Source organism: Isoptericola variabilis (assembly GCF_050311655.1).
Classification (GTDB): domain Bacteria; phylum Actinomycetota; class Actinomycetes; order Actinomycetales; family Cellulomonadaceae; genus Isoptericola; species Isoptericola variabilis.
In genome coordinates this window covers 161,817-177,521 of sequence record NZ_JBNOZM010000003.1, presented here as the reverse complement: position 1 = coordinate 177,521, position 15,705 = coordinate 161,817, and the positions used below count along the sequence as shown (strand labels likewise).

Annotated in this window: 14 protein-coding genes; 10 read left to right on the top strand and 4 right to left on the bottom strand. The window is 73.1% G+C overall.

The window, feature by feature from the left end; all coding sequences use genetic code 11:
* The first annotated feature begins 160 nt into the window (after nt 1-160).
* From ACQP60_RS07995 to ACQP60_RS07980, 4 genes are read left to right on the top strand one after another with little or no spacing between them, the layout of a single operon-like run.
* Nucleotides 161-1,144, top strand: a complete 984-nt coding sequence (locus ACQP60_RS07995) for an ABC transporter permease (protein WP_429730409.1) — start codon at nt 161-163, stop codon at nt 1,142-1,144.
* A gap of 13 nt (nt 1,145-1,157) precedes the next feature.
* On the top strand, nt 1,158-2,093 hold the full coding sequence (locus ACQP60_RS07990; RefSeq protein WP_429730406.1) for an ABC transporter permease: 936 nt from the start codon (nt 1,158-1,160) through the stop codon (nt 2,091-2,093).
* Nucleotides 2,090-4,183 (top strand): ABC transporter ATP-binding protein, encoded by a 2,094-nt coding sequence (locus ACQP60_RS07985; protein WP_429730403.1) that lies wholly within the window; start codon nt 2,090-2,092, stop codon nt 4,181-4,183. Before ACQP60_RS07990 ends, ACQP60_RS07985 begins: the two co-directional genes overlap by 4 nt.
* A 48-nt stretch (nt 4,184-4,231) precedes the next feature.
* The gene (locus ACQP60_RS07980) at nt 4,232-5,995 is read left to right on the top strand and encodes an ABC transporter family substrate-binding protein (RefSeq protein WP_429730400.1); all 1,764 of its coding nucleotides are present in this window, start codon (nt 4,232-4,234) and stop codon (nt 5,993-5,995) included.
* Nucleotides 5,996-6,088: 93 nt separating this feature from the next.
* On the opposite strand, the gene ACQP60_RS07975 is transcribed toward ACQP60_RS07980, so the two are convergent.
* Both ACQP60_RS07975 and ACQP60_RS07970 read right to left on the bottom strand, forming a co-directional pair.
* Nucleotides 6,089-7,096 (bottom strand): DMT family transporter, encoded by a 1,008-nt coding sequence (locus tag ACQP60_RS07975; protein WP_429730397.1) that lies wholly within the window; start codon nt 7,094-7,096, stop codon nt 6,089-6,091.
* Nucleotides 7,097-7,142: 46 nt separating this feature from the next.
* Nucleotides 7,143-8,003: an MBL fold metallo-hydrolase gene (locus tag ACQP60_RS07970; protein ID WP_429730394.1), complete on the bottom strand. Its 861-nt coding sequence runs from the start codon at nt 8,001-8,003 to the stop codon at nt 7,143-7,145.
* A gap of 62 nt (nt 8,004-8,065) precedes the next feature.
* Here ACQP60_RS07970 and ACQP60_RS07965 point away from each other — a divergent pair, with 62 nt between their 5' ends.
* Both ACQP60_RS07965 and ACQP60_RS07960 read left to right on the top strand, forming a co-directional pair.
* Entirely contained in the window at nt 8,066-9,472 is a 1,407-nt protein-coding gene (locus tag ACQP60_RS07965; RefSeq protein WP_429730391.1) for a sensor histidine kinase, read from the top strand.
* On the top strand, nt 9,469-10,167 hold the full coding sequence (locus ACQP60_RS07960) for a response regulator (RefSeq protein ID WP_429730388.1): 699 nt from the start codon (nt 9,469-9,471) through the stop codon (nt 10,165-10,167). The genes ACQP60_RS07965 and ACQP60_RS07960 overlap by 4 nt, the downstream gene beginning before the upstream one ends.
* Nucleotides 10,168-10,206: 39 nt before the next feature.
* Here the strand turns inward: ACQP60_RS07960 and ACQP60_RS07955 are convergent, their stop codons facing one another.
* Both ACQP60_RS07955 and ACQP60_RS07950 read right to left on the bottom strand, forming a co-directional pair.
* Entirely contained in the window at nt 10,207-11,124 is a 918-nt protein-coding gene (locus ACQP60_RS07955; protein ID WP_429730384.1) for a type IV toxin-antitoxin system AbiEi family antitoxin domain-containing protein, read from the bottom strand.
* A gap of 182 nt (nt 11,125-11,306) precedes the next feature.
* Nucleotides 11,307-11,750 (bottom strand): nitroreductase/quinone reductase family protein, encoded by a 444-nt coding sequence (locus ACQP60_RS07950; protein WP_429730381.1) that lies wholly within the window; start codon nt 11,748-11,750, stop codon nt 11,307-11,309.
* Nucleotides 11,751-11,935: 185 nt separating this feature from the next.
* Between ACQP60_RS07950 and ACQP60_RS07945 the strand changes: the two genes are divergently transcribed.
* The 4 genes from ACQP60_RS07945 to ACQP60_RS07930 all read left to right on the top strand — a co-directional run bounded on the left by ACQP60_RS07945 (nt 11,936) and on the right by ACQP60_RS07930 (nt 15,642).
* Nucleotides 11,936-12,412 carry a MerR family transcriptional regulator gene (locus ACQP60_RS07945; protein ID WP_429730378.1) on the top strand — a complete coding sequence of 159 codons (477 nt, stop codon included), beginning with the start codon at nt 11,936-11,938 and terminating at the stop codon, nt 12,410-12,412.
* The gene (locus ACQP60_RS07940) at nt 12,409-13,425 is read left to right on the top strand and encodes an aldo/keto reductase (protein ID WP_429730375.1); all 1,017 of its coding nucleotides are present in this window, start codon (nt 12,409-12,411) and stop codon (nt 13,423-13,425) included. Before ACQP60_RS07945 ends, ACQP60_RS07940 begins: the two co-directional genes overlap by 4 nt.
* 91 nt (nt 13,426-13,516) lie before the next feature.
* Nucleotides 13,517-14,410: an ABC transporter ATP-binding protein gene (locus tag ACQP60_RS07935; protein ID WP_429730372.1), complete on the top strand. Its 894-nt coding sequence runs from the start codon at nt 13,517-13,519 to the stop codon at nt 14,408-14,410.
* Entirely contained in the window at nt 14,407-15,642 is a 1,236-nt protein-coding gene (locus tag ACQP60_RS07930) for an ABC transporter permease (protein ID WP_429730369.1), read from the top strand. The genes ACQP60_RS07935 and ACQP60_RS07930 overlap by 4 nt, the downstream gene beginning before the upstream one ends.
* Nucleotides 15,643-15,705 lie beyond the last annotated feature (63 nt).

Genomic DNA, 15,705 nt, shown 5'->3' with positions numbered 1-15,705 from the left:
GGTGCCCACGGGTGGGCCTCGCGCGCCGTCGGGCCACGAGCCCCAAGTGCACAGGGAAGTCCATGCGTGTCGCGCCTCTCGCCATGCTGACCGGGAACCAGCCGCCCGGACGAGGAGGCACTCCCGTGCCCGGGCCGATCGATCTGGTCGGTCGCGCCTGATGGGCAGGTTCCTCCTGCGACGTACGGTCAACTACGTCGCGATGCTCTTCGTCGCCGTCTCGGCGACGTACCTGCTGGCCTCGGTCTTCATGGACCCCCGGTCCAACTACCTGTCGCGCAACCCGCGCCCGCCGATGGACTCGATCAACGCGTCCCTCACGGCGGCGAACATCAACGACGAGGACCCGCTGCTGCTGCGCTACTGGCGCTGGCTGACGGACATCGTCCTGCACTGGAACTGGGGCCTGAGCCCCGACCAGGAACCGGTCGGGGCCGCCGTCGCGGCTCGCATCGGTGCGTCGACGCAGCTCGTCACGCTCGCCACGGTGCTCGCGATCGTCATCGGCGTCGCGATCGGCGTCTACACCGCGATCCGCCAGTACAAGTGGCAGGACCGCGTGCTGGGCGGCTTCGCGACCTTCTTCCTCGTGATCCCGACGGCAGTGCTGGCGCTGTTCGTCGTCATCGGCGCGATCTACCTCAACGAGGCGCTCGGGTTCCGGCTCTTCTACGTCACCGGGTTGCACAGCTATGAGGGAGACCAGTTCTTCCCGTGGTTGCTGGACTTCGCCCAGCACCTCATCCTGCCCACGATCGTGCTGACGATCATCGGTGCCGTGAGCTACCACCTCACGCAGCGCACCTACCTGCTCGACACGATGAAGGCCGACTACGTCCGCACGGCGCGCGCCAAGGGCCTGCCGCTGCACCTGGCGATCCGCAAGCACGCGCTGCGCACGTCGCTCATCCCGACGGCCGTGAACGTCGCGTTCTCCATCGCCGCGGTGTTCACGGGCGCGGTGATCACCGAGACGATCTTCGCGATCAACGGCCTGGGCCGGTACTTCGTCACGACGATCAACAACAACGACATCAACGGCGCGACGTGCATCGCGGCGTTCGCGGGCGTGTGCGCGCTCGTGGGCGCGCTGCTGGCCGACGTCGTGGTCGCGTGGCTCGACCCGCGCATCCGGATCAGCTGAGAGGGCTGGACACATGGCTGACTCCGAGCTGACCGTCACCTCCGCCGCCGTCCTCACGGGGGAGGAGGAGCAGAGCACCGGGCTGCGGCGCACCGGGCGCCTCACCCTCATAGCCCGTCGCTTCGCGCGCCGCCCGTCCGCCGTCGTCGGGCTCGTGATGCTGGTGCTGCTCGTCGTGTTCGCGTTCGTGGGCCCGCGCATCGCGCAGTGGGGCTACGACGAGCCCGACTTCCTCGCCCTCGCGCAGGCCCCCTCGGCCGAGCACTGGTTCGGCACGACGACGGGCGGGTCCGACGTCTTCGCCCTCGTCGCGCGAGGCCTCGGCCGTTCGCTCGCCATCGGCATCCTGTCGTCGGTGGCGATCACGGTGATCGCCGCGGTCATCGGCACCACCATCGCCTTCTTCGAGGGCTGGGTGGAGCGCGTCGGCATGTGGATCCTCGACATGCTGCTGGTGATCCCGTCGTTCCTGCTCATCGCGATGATCGTGCGGTCGTCGTCCGGCGCGAACGGCTGGCTCTGGCTCACGCTGGGCATCACGGTGTTCGGCTGGATCGGGTACGCCCGCGTGCTGCGCACCCTGACGCTGTCGTTGCGCGAGCTCGACTACGTGCACGCGGCGAAGTACATGGGCGTGCGGTCGTTCACGATCATCCGCCGGCACCTCATCCCGAACCTCGGCTCGGTGCTCATCATCCAGACCGTGCTCGGCGTGGTCTCCGCGGTGAACTCCGAGACGGCGCTCTCCTTCCTGGGCCTCGGCATCAAGGCCCCCGACACCTCGCTCGGCACCATCCTCCAGGCCGGGCAGAGCGTCGTCCTCACCGCGCCGTGGGTGCTGATCGCGCCGTCGATCGCCCTCGTGCTGCTCACGTTCTCCGTGCAGCTCATCGGCGACGGCCTGCGCGACGCCATCGATCCGAACTCGCGGTCGGGAGGCCGAGCATGAACCCCGTCCTGAGCGTGCGCGACCTGCACGTGAGCTTCGCGTCCGAGGCGGGCACCGTCCGCGCCGTGCGGGGCGTGAACTTCGACCTCATGCCGGGGCGCACGCTCGGCATCGTGGGCGAGTCCGGGTCGGGCAAGTCCGTGACGTCGCTGTCGGTCATGGGGCTGCTCGACGAGAACGCCCGCGTCGAGGGCTCCATCAAGCTCAAGGGCACCGAGCTGCTAGGGCTGAGCGAGCTCGAGCTGTCGAAGTACCGCGGCAACGAGATGGCGATGGTCTTCCAGGACCCGCTGTCGGCGCTGACCCCGGTGTTCTCCATCGGCGACCAGCTCGCCGAGGCGCTCGATCTGCACCAGGACCTGACCCGCAAGCAGGTGCGGGAGCGGTCGATCGAGCTGCTGGACCTGGTCGGCATCCCCAACCCGGCCGAGCGGCTCAAGGCGTACCCGCACCAGTTCTCGGGCGGCATGCGCCAGCGCGTGATGATCGCGATCGCCATCGCGAACGACCCCGACGTCATCATCGCCGACGAGCCCACCACCGCCCTCGACGTGACGATCCAGGCGCAGGTGCTCGACGTCCTCAAGAAGGCGCAGCGCGAGACCGGCGCGGCGGTCGTCATGATCACGCACGACCTCGGCGTCGTCGCGGGCGTGGCCGACGACGTGCTCGTGATGTACGCGGGCCGCCCGGTGGAACAGGCTCCCGTCGACGAGCTGTTCGCCCGGCCCGCCATGCCGTACACGATGGGGCTGCTCGGCGCCGTGCCGCGCCCCGACCGCGGGGAGAACCGGCGCCTGATCCCCATCCAGGGCAACCCGCCGTCACTGGTCGACCTGCCCGTCGGCTGCCCGTTCGCGGCGCGCTGCCCGCTGGCCGAGGACCGCTGCCGCACGGCCGAGCCCGAGCTGCTGCCGGTGGCGGGGCGACCCGAGACCCTCGCCGCGTGCGTGCGCGCCGACGAGCTCGCCGAGCAGGGCGTCACCTTCGAGGAGGCGTACGAGGTCGCCGAGGCCGCCGAGTCGAGCCTCGAGTCGGTGCCGCGCTCCGAGCGCGAGGTGGTGCTCGAGGTCGAGGGGCTCAAGCGGCACTTCCCGCTCACCAAGGGCGGCCTCCTGCGCCGCCGGGTCGGCACCGTCAAGGCGGTGGACGGCGTGACGTTCGACGTCCGGGCCGGGGAGACGGTCGCCCTGGTCGGCGAGTCCGGCTCGGGCAAGACGACGACGCTGCTCGAGATCATGAAGCTCGAGGCGCCGCAGGGCGGCCGGGTCGCCGTCCTCGGCAAGAACCTCGAGGAGCTCACGAAGCGCGAGCGGGCGGCGCTGCGGCGCGACCTGCAGATCGTGTTCCAGGACCCGATGAGCTCGCTCGACCCGCGCATGCCCGTCTACGACGTGCTCGCCGAGCCGCTCAAGGTGCACGGCTGGTCGCGGCAGAAGACCAACGACCGCATCGGCGAGCTCATGAAGCTCGTGGGCCTCAACCCCGACCACGTCGACCGGTTCCCGTCGCAGTTCTCCGGCGGTCAGCGCCAGCGCATCGCCATCGCGCGTGCCCTGGCCGTGAACCCGCGGCTCATCGTGCTCGACGAGCCGGTGTCCGCCCTCGACGTGTCGATCCAGGCCGGCGTCATCAACCTGCTCGAGGACCTGCAGGCGCAGCTCGGCGTCGCGTTCCTGTTCGTCGCGCACGACCTGTCCGTGATCCGGCACATCTCGAGCCGCATCGCCGTGATGTACCTGGGGCAGGTGGTCGAGTCCGGTGACACGGAGGCCGTGTTCACCTCGCCGCGGCACCCGTACACGCAGGCGCTGCTGTCCGCCGTGCCGTTGCCCGACCCGCAGCTCGAACGGGGACGCAAGCGCGTCGTGCTGGAGGGCGACCTGCCCAGCCCGGTCGAGGAGATCCCCGGCTGCCGCTTCGCCAGCCGCTGCCCCGTGCGCGCCACGCTGTCGGCCGACGACCAGCGGCGCTGCGACACCGCGCTGCCGGTGCTCACGGGAGACGACGACCAGCTCACGGCCTGCCACTTCCCGCTGACCCCGGCGTCGGCGGGCACCACAGACGTGCGGGAGACCACCCGCGCCTGACCCGTCCGGGTCATCTACCCGACGGGTAGACGCTTCTCAAGGAGAAACATGACAACGATCCGCAAGAAGGGCGTCGGTGCGGTCGCTGCTGCCGCGGTGCTCGCGCTCACCCTGGCCGCGTGCGGCTCCGGCGGCGGCGACGACGAGGGCACGGCCGAGGGCAACGGCGACGCGTCGATGACGACGCAGCCCGCCGACGGCGTCCCCTCGTCGTACCAGGGCAAGCTGCCCATGCCCGAGGCCGGCAAGGCGTACAACAACCCGCAGGACCGCGAGAACGTCAAGGACGGCGGCACGCTCACGCTGCCGATCGAAGAGGTCACCCCGAACTGGAACGCCTTCTCGGTCGACGGCAACACCCGCTACATGGGCGACTTCTGGAAGCTGTACCAGGCGTCGCTGTGGGACTACGACCCCGCGGGCAACCCGACGCCGAACCCGGACTACCTGTCGAACGTCGAGGTCACCAGCAAGGACCCGCTGGTCGTCACGTACGACGTCAACCCGAAGGCCACCTGGAACGACGGCACGCCGATCGACTGGACGGCCTTCGAGGCCACCTGGAAGGCGCAGTCGGGCAAGTCCAAGGGCTACAACCCGACGTCGACCACCGGCTACGACCAGGTGAAGTCGGTGGAGAAGGGCAAGGACGACAAGCAGGTCGTCGTCACCTTCGACAAGCCCTTCTTCCCGTACCAGTTCCTGTTCATCAACCTGCTGCACCCGGACAGCCTGGATGCCAAGACGTACACCAAGGGATGGGTGAACGAGCCGCACAACGAGTGGGCCGCCGGTCCGTTCATCGTGGACTCGCAGGACGAGACGCAGGCCACCTTCGTGCCGAACCCCCAGTGGTGGGGCGAGACGCCGAAGCTGGAGAAGATCGTCTTCAAGCAGATGGAGGAGGCCGCCTCGATCAACGCGTTCCAGAACGGGGAGATCGATTCCACCGGCGTCGCCGCGGCCGACCGCCTCAAGGTGGCACGCGGCATGGACGACGTCCAGATCCTCATCAACTACGCCCTCTCGACCGGCGTGTTCACGCTGAACACCAAGGCCGAGGCGCTCCAGGACATCGCAGTCCGCAAGGCCGTCACCCAGGCGACCGACGTCACGAAGCTGGCGGAGATCGACTTCCAGGGTCTCGGCTGGGAGGAGGACCCGGCCGGGTCCGAGGTGATGTCGCCCCTCCAGGACGGCTACGAGAACAACATGCCGGCCGACGCCGCGTACTCGGTGGAGAACGCCAAGGCGACGCTCGAGGGCGCGGGCTACACCCTCAACGAGTCCTCCGGCTACTACGAGAAGGACGGGAAGCCCGTCCACCTCAAGTACACGTTCTTCGGTGACAGCCCGACGCAGACCGCCATGGCGAACGCCGTGCAGGCGATGCTCAAGGCCGCCGGCATCGAGGTCGAGCTCGACAACCAGGACTCGTCGAAGTTCTCGGACACCGTGCTGGGCGGCAAGTACGAGATGCTCATCATGGCCTGGTCGTCCTCCGACCCGTACGGCTACAGCACCTCGGGCTACCAGCTCTACGGCTCCGACTCGGACTCGAACTTCACCTACATCGGCTCGAAGGAGATCGACGAGCTGATGAAGAAGCCGGGCACCATCGAGGACATCCCGACCGCGATCGCCGCGTTCAACGAGGCGGAGAAGAAGGCGCTGGAGCAGTACGGCACCTTCCCGATCGACTTCGGCCCGGAGATGACCGCCGTGAAGAAGGGCCTGGCCAACTTCGGCTGGCGCACCTCCGGGTTCCAGGGCCTCGCCCCGCACCCGGAGAACTGGGGCTGGCAGAAGTGACGCACCACGTCACCCGCTGAGCACCACGCGCGACGACGCCGCCTCGACCGAGCAGGTCGCGGCGGCGTCGTCGTGTCCGGGCCGTTCGGGCGGTCAGCGGTGGCGGCGGAGGGCGCCCTCGAGGAGGGGGACGGCGACGGCGACGAGGGTGAGCGCGGCGCCGACGTAGGTCGCGGCGCCGGGCGGCGCGACGGCGGGGGAGACGACGTCGAGCACGAGCGCGCCGACCACCTGGCCCGCGATCATGCCCAGCCCGAGCAGGAGCACACCGATGCGCTGCACGACCGCCGCCTGCAGGGCGATGAACACGATGCCGAGCAGGCCGCCGGAGTAGAGCAGCAGGTCGGCGGGCATCCGGGTGGGCAGGGCGCCGGTGGGCGCGCCGTCGACGACGAGCGACACCCCGAACACCACGAGCAGCGCCGCCGTCCCGACGAGGAAGCTCACGAACGTCGCGGCCAGCACGCCGCCGTCGCGGCCGGTGGTGGCGTCGTCGGACGGCCGCACCGCCGCGCGCACGCGGCCGTTGAGGGCCTGCTGGAACGACTGGAGCACGCCCGCCACGAGGGGGAACAGCGCCAGCCCGAGGGCGGCGGTCGCCGCGCCCGCGCCGGAGACCACGACGACGGCGACGACGGTGAGCACGGGGCCGAGCGCGCGGCCCACGGTCACCAGGCGCACGCCGCCCGGCGCGAGCCCGAGCCGGTCGATGACGAGCGAGCTCACCGACTGCCCGGCCACGAGCGCGATGGTGAACACGGCCACGCCGAGCGCGTCGACCGTCAGCCCCTGCGACATCACGTAGAACGCGCCGCCGAGGCCGCCCAGGCACTCCCACCAGCGCAGGCCGCCGGCGGCACCGCCGCGGCGCAGGCCGGCGGCGACCTGGCCGAGCGCGGCGCGCCCCGCGCGGGAGAACGGGAGCGCGAGGGTGAGGAGCACGAGGCCCGAACCGAACGACAGGGCGGCCGTGCCGAACGCCGTGCCCGTCTCGGTGGCGAGGGTGCCGTTGACCCGGCTCTGCAGGGCGGCGGCGAACCCCGCGACGATCGCGAGCGCCACGCCCACGGCGCGCTGCCGCCCGGTCACGATGGTTGCCACGATCACCGGATCCTAGCCGTGGGATACCAGGGCGCCGGCACCGGGATCACGTGAGGTGGTCGAAGTCACCGCGCACCCAGGCCGCGTGCCGCTCGGCGGAGCGCAGCACGACGTCCCGCGCGTCGGCCGGGATGACGCCGTCGAAGTTGTTGTAGAGCCGGTCGAACGGGCGGCGGGCCACGTGCTCGGCGACGCGCGTCACGACCGCACCGGACAGCGGGATGCGGTTGGGGTAGCTGCGCATGAAGCTCGCCGTGCGGTCCGGGTTGGCGAAGATCGTGTCGCCGGACAGCAGCACGCCGCGCCCGTCGGCGCCGGTCCAGTGCACCACCGCCGAGCCGGGGAAGTGGCCGCCGGGCTGGCTGAGCACGACGCCGGGCAGCACCTCGCGCTCGCCGTCCGGTCCCGGCGCCCACGTCTCGATCACGTCGTCCGGGCGCGCGACCCACCCCGCGTCGGCCTCGCTCACGAGCACCGGGACGGCGCGCCCGGTGGCCGCGGTGAGGCGCCGGCTCCACTCCACCTGCACGCCGAACATGTGCGGGTGGCTGGCGGCGATCACGACGTCGCCGCCCCCGGCGGCCTCGACGACCGCCGCCACGCCGCCGTCGTCCACGAAGCCGAGCGGGTCCCACAGCAGCGCGCCCGCGGGCGTGCGCACGACCTTCGCCTGCTGGCCGATGCCGACGCGCGGCGTCGCGTGCAGGGCGAGCAGGCCGGGCTCGAGCTCGGCGACCTCGACGGCGAGGCCCTCGGCCGCGAGCTCGTCCAGGGTGGTCCACTCCTGGCCGGTCGCGGGCACCCACTGGCGCTCGTCCGCGCAGATCGCGCAGACCTCCGGTCGGGTGGCGTGCTCGACGGCGCAGGTGCGGCAGACCCAGAAGTCCGCCGGTGCGGGGAGGCTCATGGGCCCAGACTTCCACCTCGCGGCGGAGGCGCCCACCGGGCCGCGCTCCCTAGGCTGGTCGGATGCCGCAGCGACCCGCCGGGTGGACCGCCCGCCTCGCCGACTGGTGGGGGATCGACTCCGGGTGGGAGCGCGTGCCCGCCGACCCTGCCCGCGCCTACCGCCACGACCTGTGGCTGGGCGGGGCGTTCGTCGTCGTGTCCCTGGTGGGCGCCGAGCTCGCCCGCAGCTTCGGGTACTTCGAGGACGAGACCGCCCCGACGTGGCTTCTCTACCTGCTCTCGGCCGTGGGCGCCGCGCCCCTCATGTGGCGGCGCCGGTTCCCGCTGGTCGTGCTGTCGGTGGTGTACCTGCACTTCCTCGTGGTGGGGCTGACGGTCCCGATGGTGACGATCCTCGTGCCGCTGCAGGTCGTCTACTTCGTCGCGCTGTTCAGCGCGGTGGCGTGGGCGCGCGACCGGCAGGCGATGGTGCTCGTCGTGGGCGCCGCGCTGCTCGCGATGTTCGGGTGGCTGGCCTGGCAGTTCGCCGTCGGGGCCGGCATCGACGGGATCGTCGAGTCGATGGGCCTGGCCGACGAGCGGCCCGGCCTGGTCGACCCCGGCGTCGCGTTCACCGCGTACAACCTGCTCATCAACCTCGCCTACTTCTACGGGGCGGTCGTGGCCGGCCAGCTCATGTGGCACGGCGCGCGCCGTCGCGAGCAGCTCGAGGAGCAGGCCGCGACCATCGAGCGCCAGACGGTGGAGCTCCAGCGGCAGGCGGTCGTCACCGAGCGGCTGCGCATCGCGCGGGAGCTGCACGACGTCGTCGCGCACCACGTGTCCGTCATCGGGATCCAGGCCGCCGCGGCCCGGCGGATGCTCTCTGGCGACCCGGCCGCCGCGGCCGCGCCCCTGGCCACCATCGAGGGCGAGTCGCGCGAGGCCGTGGCGCAGATGCGCGGGCTGCTCGGCACGCTGCGGGGGGTCGAGGACGGCGCGGGCCCGGGCGGTGGGGCCTCGGGCGGCGGGCGCGCGCCGGAGCCCGGGCTGGGCGACGTGCCCGCGCTCGCCGACGACGCGGGGCTCGACGTCGAGGTGCGGGTCGTCGCCGAGCCGGGCGCCGTCGACGACGTCCCCGCGCCGGTCGGCCTCAGCCTGTACCGCACCGCGCAGGAGGCGCTGAGCAACGTGCGCAAGCACTCCACGGCGCGGTCGGCGCGCGTCGTCGTGCGCGTGGACCGCCGCCCGGCGCGTCGTGACGAGCCCGCGGCCGACCGGTTCCCGCACGGCTTCGCCGAGGTCGAGGTGCTCGACGACGGCCGCCCGCGCCCCGGCTCCACCGGGACGGGGCTCGGCCTGGTCGGCGTGCGCGAGCGGGTCGCGACGCACGGCGGCGTCGCCGAGGTCGGGCCCCGCGCCACCGGCGGCTACCGTGTGCGGGTGCGCCTGCCCCTGCCCCGTCCGACGTCCCCGGACCGCCCATGAGCGGCCCCGACGCGCCCGTCCGGGTGCTTCTGGTCGACGACCAGAAGCTGGTGCGGTCCGGCTTCGCGATGATCCTCGGCGTCGAGCCCGACCTCGAGGTGGTGGGCGAGGCCGCCGACGGCGCGCAGGCGCTGGAGCAGGTGCGGGCGCTGCGCCCCGACGTCGTGCTCATGGACGTGCAGATGCCGGTGATGGACGGCATCGAGGCCACCCGGCGCATCGTCGCCGACGACCTCGCCACCGTGCTCGTGCTCACCACCTTCGACGACGACGCCTACGTGGACGACGCCCTGCGCGCCGGCGCGTCCGGCTTCCTGCTGAAGAACTCCGACGCCGACCGGCTGGTCGACGCCGTCCGCACCGTCGCGGAGGGCCACGCACTGCTCGCGCCGGAGGTCACGAAGCGCGTCATCGAGCGCATGGTGTCCGGCGAGGGCCGACCGGCCGGGCCACCCGCCGACCCCGCCGACGCCCCTCCTGTCCGCGCGCCGTCCGACCCCCGGCTGGACCGGCTCACGCCCCGGGAGCGGGAGGTGCTGGTGCTCGTCGGGCAGGGGCTGTCCAACGCCGAGATCGCGGGCGAGCTGTTCCTCGGCGAGGCCACGGTCAAGACCCACGTCTCCAACGTGCTGGCCAAGCTGCACCTGCGCGACCGCGTCCAGGCCGTCGTCTTCTACCACCGCACCCTGACGTAGCGGTGGCTCGTCGTCGGGCGCCTGCACGACGACCCACCGCTACGTCGGCAGGACGAAAGCCCGGTCCGCGGGCCAGGGATGCGGGAACCAGCCCGCGGCAGCGAGGACCCGTCGTACCTCCTCGACCACCACTCCTCGCGTGACGTCCCGTCCGGTGAACCGCAGGACGACGGCCCCGTGGCTCGTCAGCCCGTTCTGCCGGTGACGGTCGCCGAAGAGGGCCTGCGGCGTCGTGTGGGCGTCGCGCCCGTCGAGCTCCAGGAGGAGCACCCGGCCGCTCGGCAGGAGCCACGCCAGGTCCACCCGGGCCAGAAAGCGGCCGCGCGCATCCCGCACCACGAGCTGGAGGGCGTCGGGCGGGAGATTCGCGTCGGTGCAGGCGAGTCGCGCCGCCGTCTCGATCGGGGACTCCGCCCGCGGGTCCGACTCGTCCCACCACGCGGCACAGCGGGCGGCGCCGCGACGACCGCGCGCAGCCTCGCGGGCCCGGCGGAACTCGCCCTCGGTGACGACTCGCCGGTGCCGGGCGGAGTCCATCAGCGCGACGGCGTGCCCGCGGTCGAGCTCAGGGACCGCCTGCGCCAGCGCAAGCTCCGCCGGGACGCAGGGGACGCCTCCGACGACGACCCACCGGCGCACCTGCTCGCGGCGCACCCGCCCGGGCCCGCCGGACCGTGGGGAGCCGTCGGGGAACGTCACCTCCGGTGCGATGCGCGCGGGCGCGCCCTGCACGCCCTGCCAGACGAGGGCGCACAGCCCGGTGGCGACCGAGCCGGGGCGGGCGAGGACACCGAGGAGCGCCGAGCGCCGTCGGGAGAGGTCGAAGGGATCGGTCGTGTCGCCCGCCACGCCGGTGTCGAACACCCCGCGAGCCACGCGGCTCCACTCGTGGCGTCCCACCAGGGCGGCGACGTTCTGCTTCGTGAGCCCGCGCTCGTGGCACTGTCCGGACGACACCAGACCTTCCTGCGCGGCGGCGACCTGCCGGAGGGCGGCGGGGACGACGAGGCGACGATGCACCCGGGAAGCAGACCAGATCCGAGGGCGGCGCGGCGGAGCTCATCCACAGCGTCGGGTGGTCGACGTAGCGATCGGTCCCGGTCCTCGATCCGGACGAGGACCGATCGCTACGTCGATGCTCACGCGCGGGGGGTGAGCCGGATGACGGGCAGCTCGCGGTCGGTCCGGGCCTGGTACCCGGCGAACCCGGGGGACGTGGTCGTGACGACCCGCCAGGCGGCGGCGCGCTCGGCGCCGTGCAGCTCCTCGGCGACGACGGGGACGGTCCGGCCGCCGGTCGTGACGGTCGCGCGGTCGGGGTGGGCCGCGAGGTTGAGGTACCAGGCGGGGTTCGCCCGGGCGCCGGCGGCGGACGCGACGACGATCCAGCCGCCGTCCCCGTCGGGGAACCCGCCGACGGGGGCGGACCGCTCCTGGCCGGTCTTGCGGCCGATCGTCGTCAGGGCGAGGGGGCCGCCGGCGGACCGACCCGCGCGACGTGCCGCCCGCCGATTGCGACCGGCGAGGAAGCGTCCGCGGGGCTGGTGGGCGCCGCGCGTGCCCTGAGGGTTCGTGAACGTCATCGTGCTCTCCTTCGTCGGGGCGCCAGGTGCTCGCCGGTGGATGGCGCGTCCCGAGGCACGGTGCCAGGGCACCGCGACCCCCGGTACCGACCGCCGTCGGTCGCCCCGCGACGAAGGTCGGGGGTCGGCGGCGGATCCGGGACAGCCCTTGCGCTGGAGTGGACTCCAGCTCCTACGGTCGACGCATGACGACGGTGGAGACCGAGACCGGGACGACGGTCGGCATCCGGGAGGTCGCGGAGCACAGCGGCCTGAGCGTGGACGCCCTGCGCTGGTACGAGCGGGAGGGGCTGCTGCCCCGGGCGCCGCGCGGGCCGGACGGCAGGCGGCGCTACCCGGAGCGGCTGGTCGGGTTCGTCCGGCTGGTGGTGGCGCTGCGCCGCACCGGCATGCCCGTGGCGGACGTGCGCGACTTCGTGGCGCTCGCCGACGACGGCGCCGCGTCGCACGGGCGCCGCATGGCCCTGCTGGAGCGGCAGCGCCAGAACATCCTGCGCCAGCAGGCACAGCTCGCCGACGACCTCGCCGCCGTCGACCACAAGATCGGGCACTACCAGGAGCTCATCGACGCCGGCCTCGACTGCGAGGGCCTCCCCGTGACGCCCGAGGTCGCGGCGGCGCAGCGTCTCACGACCGTCCGGACCGAGAGGACCGCCTCATGACCACGACCACCGGCACGCCCCGCACCACGCTGGGCGACGGCCTCGACACCTCGCTGCTCGGGTACGGCGCCATGGGCCTCGCCCAGGTGTACGGCGCGGTGGGCGAGGACGACGCGCTCGCGACGCTGCACCACGTCGTCGACGTCGGCATCGACCTGATCGACACGGCCGACCTGTACGGCCAGGGCTCCAACGAGCGGCTCGTCGGGAGGCTGCTCGCCGACCGCCGGGACGAGGTCACGCTCGCGACGAAGTTCGGCATCGTGCCCGAGGACGACACGTACACGCGCATGTCGGCCCGCAACGACCCGGCGTACGTCGCCGAGGCGGCGGACGCGAGCCTGCGGCGCCTCGGCGTCGACGTCATCGACCTCTACTACCTGCACCGCCGGGACCCGCGGGTGCCGGTCGAGGACGTCGTCGGCGCGATGGCGGACCTGGTGACGGCGGGCAAGGTGCGCCACCTCGGCCTGTCGGAGGTCACGGCGGCCGAGCTGCGGGCGGCGCAGGCCGTGCACCCGATCGCCGCGGTGCAGAGCGAGTGGTCGCTGTGGAGCCGCGACGTGGAGCGGTCGGTGGTACCGACGGCGGCCGAGCTCGGGGTGGGCTTCGTGCCGTACTCGCCGCTGAGCCGCGGCTTCCTCGCCGGCGGCCTCGCGGGCGCCGACGAGCTGGCCGGCGACTGGCGCAGCAACCTCGAGCGGTTCCGCGGGCCGGCGTTCGAGGCCAACCAGGCGCTCGTGGCCGTCGTCCGCGGGATCGCCCACGAGCGCGGCGCGACGCCCGCCCAGGTGGCGCTCGCCTGGCTCCGCCAGCAGGGGGAGGCGCTGGGGCTGCCCGTGGTGCCGATCCCCGGCTCCCGGCGGGCCACGCGGGTGGACGAGAACCTCGCGTCCCTCGGCCTGGCCCTCGACGCGGAGGCCCTGGCGGCGCTCGACGAGCTGGCCGGCCGCGTGGTGGGCGCCCGCTCCGACCAGTCGAACCCGGACTGGGTCTCCGACACCCGCGAGTGACGCGGGAGCAGGGGTCCGCCCGGCGGGGGAGGCGCGGATCTCCGCCGCCGGGCGGATCACACGGGGCCGCACGGTCCGTAGCGTCGTCGTCATGGACAACGACTCCCTCGAGGTCCGGGGCCTGACCCGGACGTTCGGCGACCTCACGGCCGTCGACGACGTCTCGTTCGCGGCCCCGGCCGGGCTGCTCACCGGGTTCGTCGGCGGCAACGGCGCGGGCAAGACGACGACCATGCGCATGATCATGGGCGTCCTGGCGCCGACGGCCGGCGAGGTGCGGTTCGGCGGCGACCCGGTGACGCGCGCGGACCGCCGCGCGTTCGGGTACATGCCGGAGGAGCGCGGCCTCTATCCGAAGCAGCCGGTGCTCGACCAGCTCGTCTACCTGGCGCGGCTGCGCGGCATCGCGGCCCCGCGGGCCCGCGCCGAGGTGCTCGACATGCTCGACCGGCTCGGCCTGGCCGGCCGGTCCAAGGAGCACGTCGAGAAGCTGTCGCTCGGCAACCAGCAGCGCGTGCAGATCGTCGCCGCGCTCATGGGCACGCCGCGGCTGCTGGTGCTCGACGAGCCGTTCAGCGGCCTCGACCCGGCCGCCGTCGACGGCATGGTGGACCTGCTCGCGGAGCACACCGCCCGAGGCGTGCCGGTGCTGTTCAGCTCGCACCAGCTCGACCTCGTGGAGCGGCTGTGCGAGCGGCTCGTCATCCTCAAGTCCGGCCGTGTCATGGCCGACGGCGCGCCCGCCGACCTCCAGGCCACCGGCGCGCTGCGCCACCGGCTCGTCTCGGTCGGCGACGCCGGCTGGGTGCGCGGCGTCCCCGGCGTGCACGCGGTCGACGTCGACGGCCCCGTCGCCCTGCTCGAGGTGGCCGACGACGCCGCCCTGCAACGGCTGCTCGCCACCGGCCTCGAGCGCGGCGGCGTCCGCGAGCTCACCCCCGTCCGGCCCACGCTGGCCCAGATCTACCGCGAGGTGACGGCATGACCTCCACCCTTCCCGCCCCGACCGGCACGACCGCGCCCCCGGACGACGCGGAGAGCACCCGCGGCGCGTGGCTCGTCGTGATGAAGCGCGAGATCGTGGTGCGCGCGCTCAACAAGACGTTCCTCGTGGGCCTGCTCGTCTCGGTGGCGATCATCGCCGCGCTGGCGGCGTTCATGGCCTGGCAGGGCAGCAGGACGGACAGCTTCACGGTCGCCGTCCCCGCCGGCGACGCCGCGGCGACGGCCGCCGTCGAGTCCGCGGCCGCGATCCCCGAGGAGCAGGGCGGCGGCGCCGAGCTCACCACCCTCGAGGTGCCGGACGACGCCGCGGCCCGCGCCGCGCTCGCCGACGGCGACGCGGACGGGTGGCTGCACCCGGCGCCGGGGGGTGACGGCTGGGTGCTCACCGGCGAGGCGGCCCCCGACAGCACGCTGACCCGCCTGCTCACGGCCGGGGTGGCGGCGGAGACGCTGGACGCCAACGCGGAGGCCGCCGGCACCACCGCCGCCGAGCTCACCGCGGGCGGCACGCTGACCACCGACCGGGTGGACGGCGACGCCGTGGACTCGCAGACGCTGTTCTTCGCGTCGTTCGCCCTCGCCCTGCTGTTCTTCATCGGGGCGCTCGGCTCCGGGCAGATGATCGCGGGCAGCGTGGTCGAGGAGAAGCAGTCGCGGCTGGTGGAGATCATGGCCACCGCCGTGCCGCTGCGGCACCTGCTGGCCGGGAAGATCCTCGGCAGCTCGGTCGTGGCGCTGGCGCAGAACGTGGTGTTCGCCGCCGTCGGCCTCGCGGCCCTGTCGTTCACGCCGACCGCGTCGATCCTGCCGTCCCTGTCGACGTCGCTCGTCTGGTTCGTGCTGTTCTTCGCGGTCGGCTTCCTCGGCCTGGCCGCCCTGTACGCGGTGGCGGGCGCGCTCGCGTCGCGCACCGAGGACCTGCAGCACACGACCACCCCGATGACGATGGCGATCATGGGCGTGTACTTCCTGACGTTCTCCGCCAGCGGCACGTTCGAGACGGTCCTGTCCTACGTCCCCGTGGCGAACGTCGTCTCGATGCCTGTGCGGGTGCTGTCCGGCGACGCGGCCTGGTGGGAGCCGATCGTCTCGCTGCTGATCCTCGCCGCGTTCGCCGTCGCCGCCCTGCTCGTGAGCGAGCGGGCCTACCGCGGCGCGCTGCTGCAGACCGGCGGCCGGCTCTCCTGGTCACGTGCCCTGAGGTCGGCCTGAGGCCGGCCCGGACGCGCCGTCGTCGGCGTTCGCCCGTAGTGTTCCAGATCGCACCCGAAAGTC

What these genes read in the sequence shown, in the direction of transcription:
- ACQP60_RS07995 (WP_429730409.1), top strand. Translation starts at nt 161, where the DNA reads ATGGGCAGGTTCCTCCTGCGACGTACGGTCAACTACGTCGCGATGCTC.
- ACQP60_RS07990 (WP_429730406.1), top strand. Translation starts at nt 1,158, where the DNA reads ATGGCTGACTCCGAGCTGACCGTCACCTCCGCCGCCGTCCTCACGGGG.
- ACQP60_RS07985 (WP_429730403.1), top strand. Translation starts at nt 2,090, where the DNA reads ATGAACCCCGTCCTGAGCGTGCGCGACCTGCACGTGAGCTTCGCGTCC.
- ACQP60_RS07980 (WP_429730400.1), top strand. Translation starts at nt 4,232, where the DNA reads ATGACAACGATCCGCAAGAAGGGCGTCGGTGCGGTCGCTGCTGCCGCG.
- ACQP60_RS07970 (WP_429730394.1), bottom strand. Translation starts at nt 8,003, where the DNA reads ATGAGCCTCCCCGCACCGGCGGACTTCTGGGTCTGCCGCACCTGCGCC.
- ACQP60_RS07965 (WP_429730391.1), top strand. Translation starts at nt 8,066, where the DNA reads ATGCCGCAGCGACCCGCCGGGTGGACCGCCCGCCTCGCCGACTGGTGG.
- ACQP60_RS07960 (WP_429730388.1), top strand. Translation starts at nt 9,469, where the DNA reads ATGAGCGGCCCCGACGCGCCCGTCCGGGTGCTTCTGGTCGACGACCAG.
- ACQP60_RS07950 (WP_429730381.1), bottom strand. Translation starts at nt 11,750, where the DNA reads ATGACGTTCACGAACCCTCAGGGCACGCGCGGCGCCCACCAGCCCCGC.
- ACQP60_RS07945 (WP_429730378.1), top strand. Translation starts at nt 11,936, where the DNA reads ATGACGACGGTGGAGACCGAGACCGGGACGACGGTCGGCATCCGGGAG.
- ACQP60_RS07940 (WP_429730375.1), top strand. Translation starts at nt 12,409, where the DNA reads ATGACCACGACCACCGGCACGCCCCGCACCACGCTGGGCGACGGCCTC.
- ACQP60_RS07935 (WP_429730372.1), top strand. Translation starts at nt 13,517, where the DNA reads ATGGACAACGACTCCCTCGAGGTCCGGGGCCTGACCCGGACGTTCGGC.
- ACQP60_RS07930 (WP_429730369.1), top strand. Translation starts at nt 14,407, where the DNA reads ATGACCTCCACCCTTCCCGCCCCGACCGGCACGACCGCGCCCCCGGAC.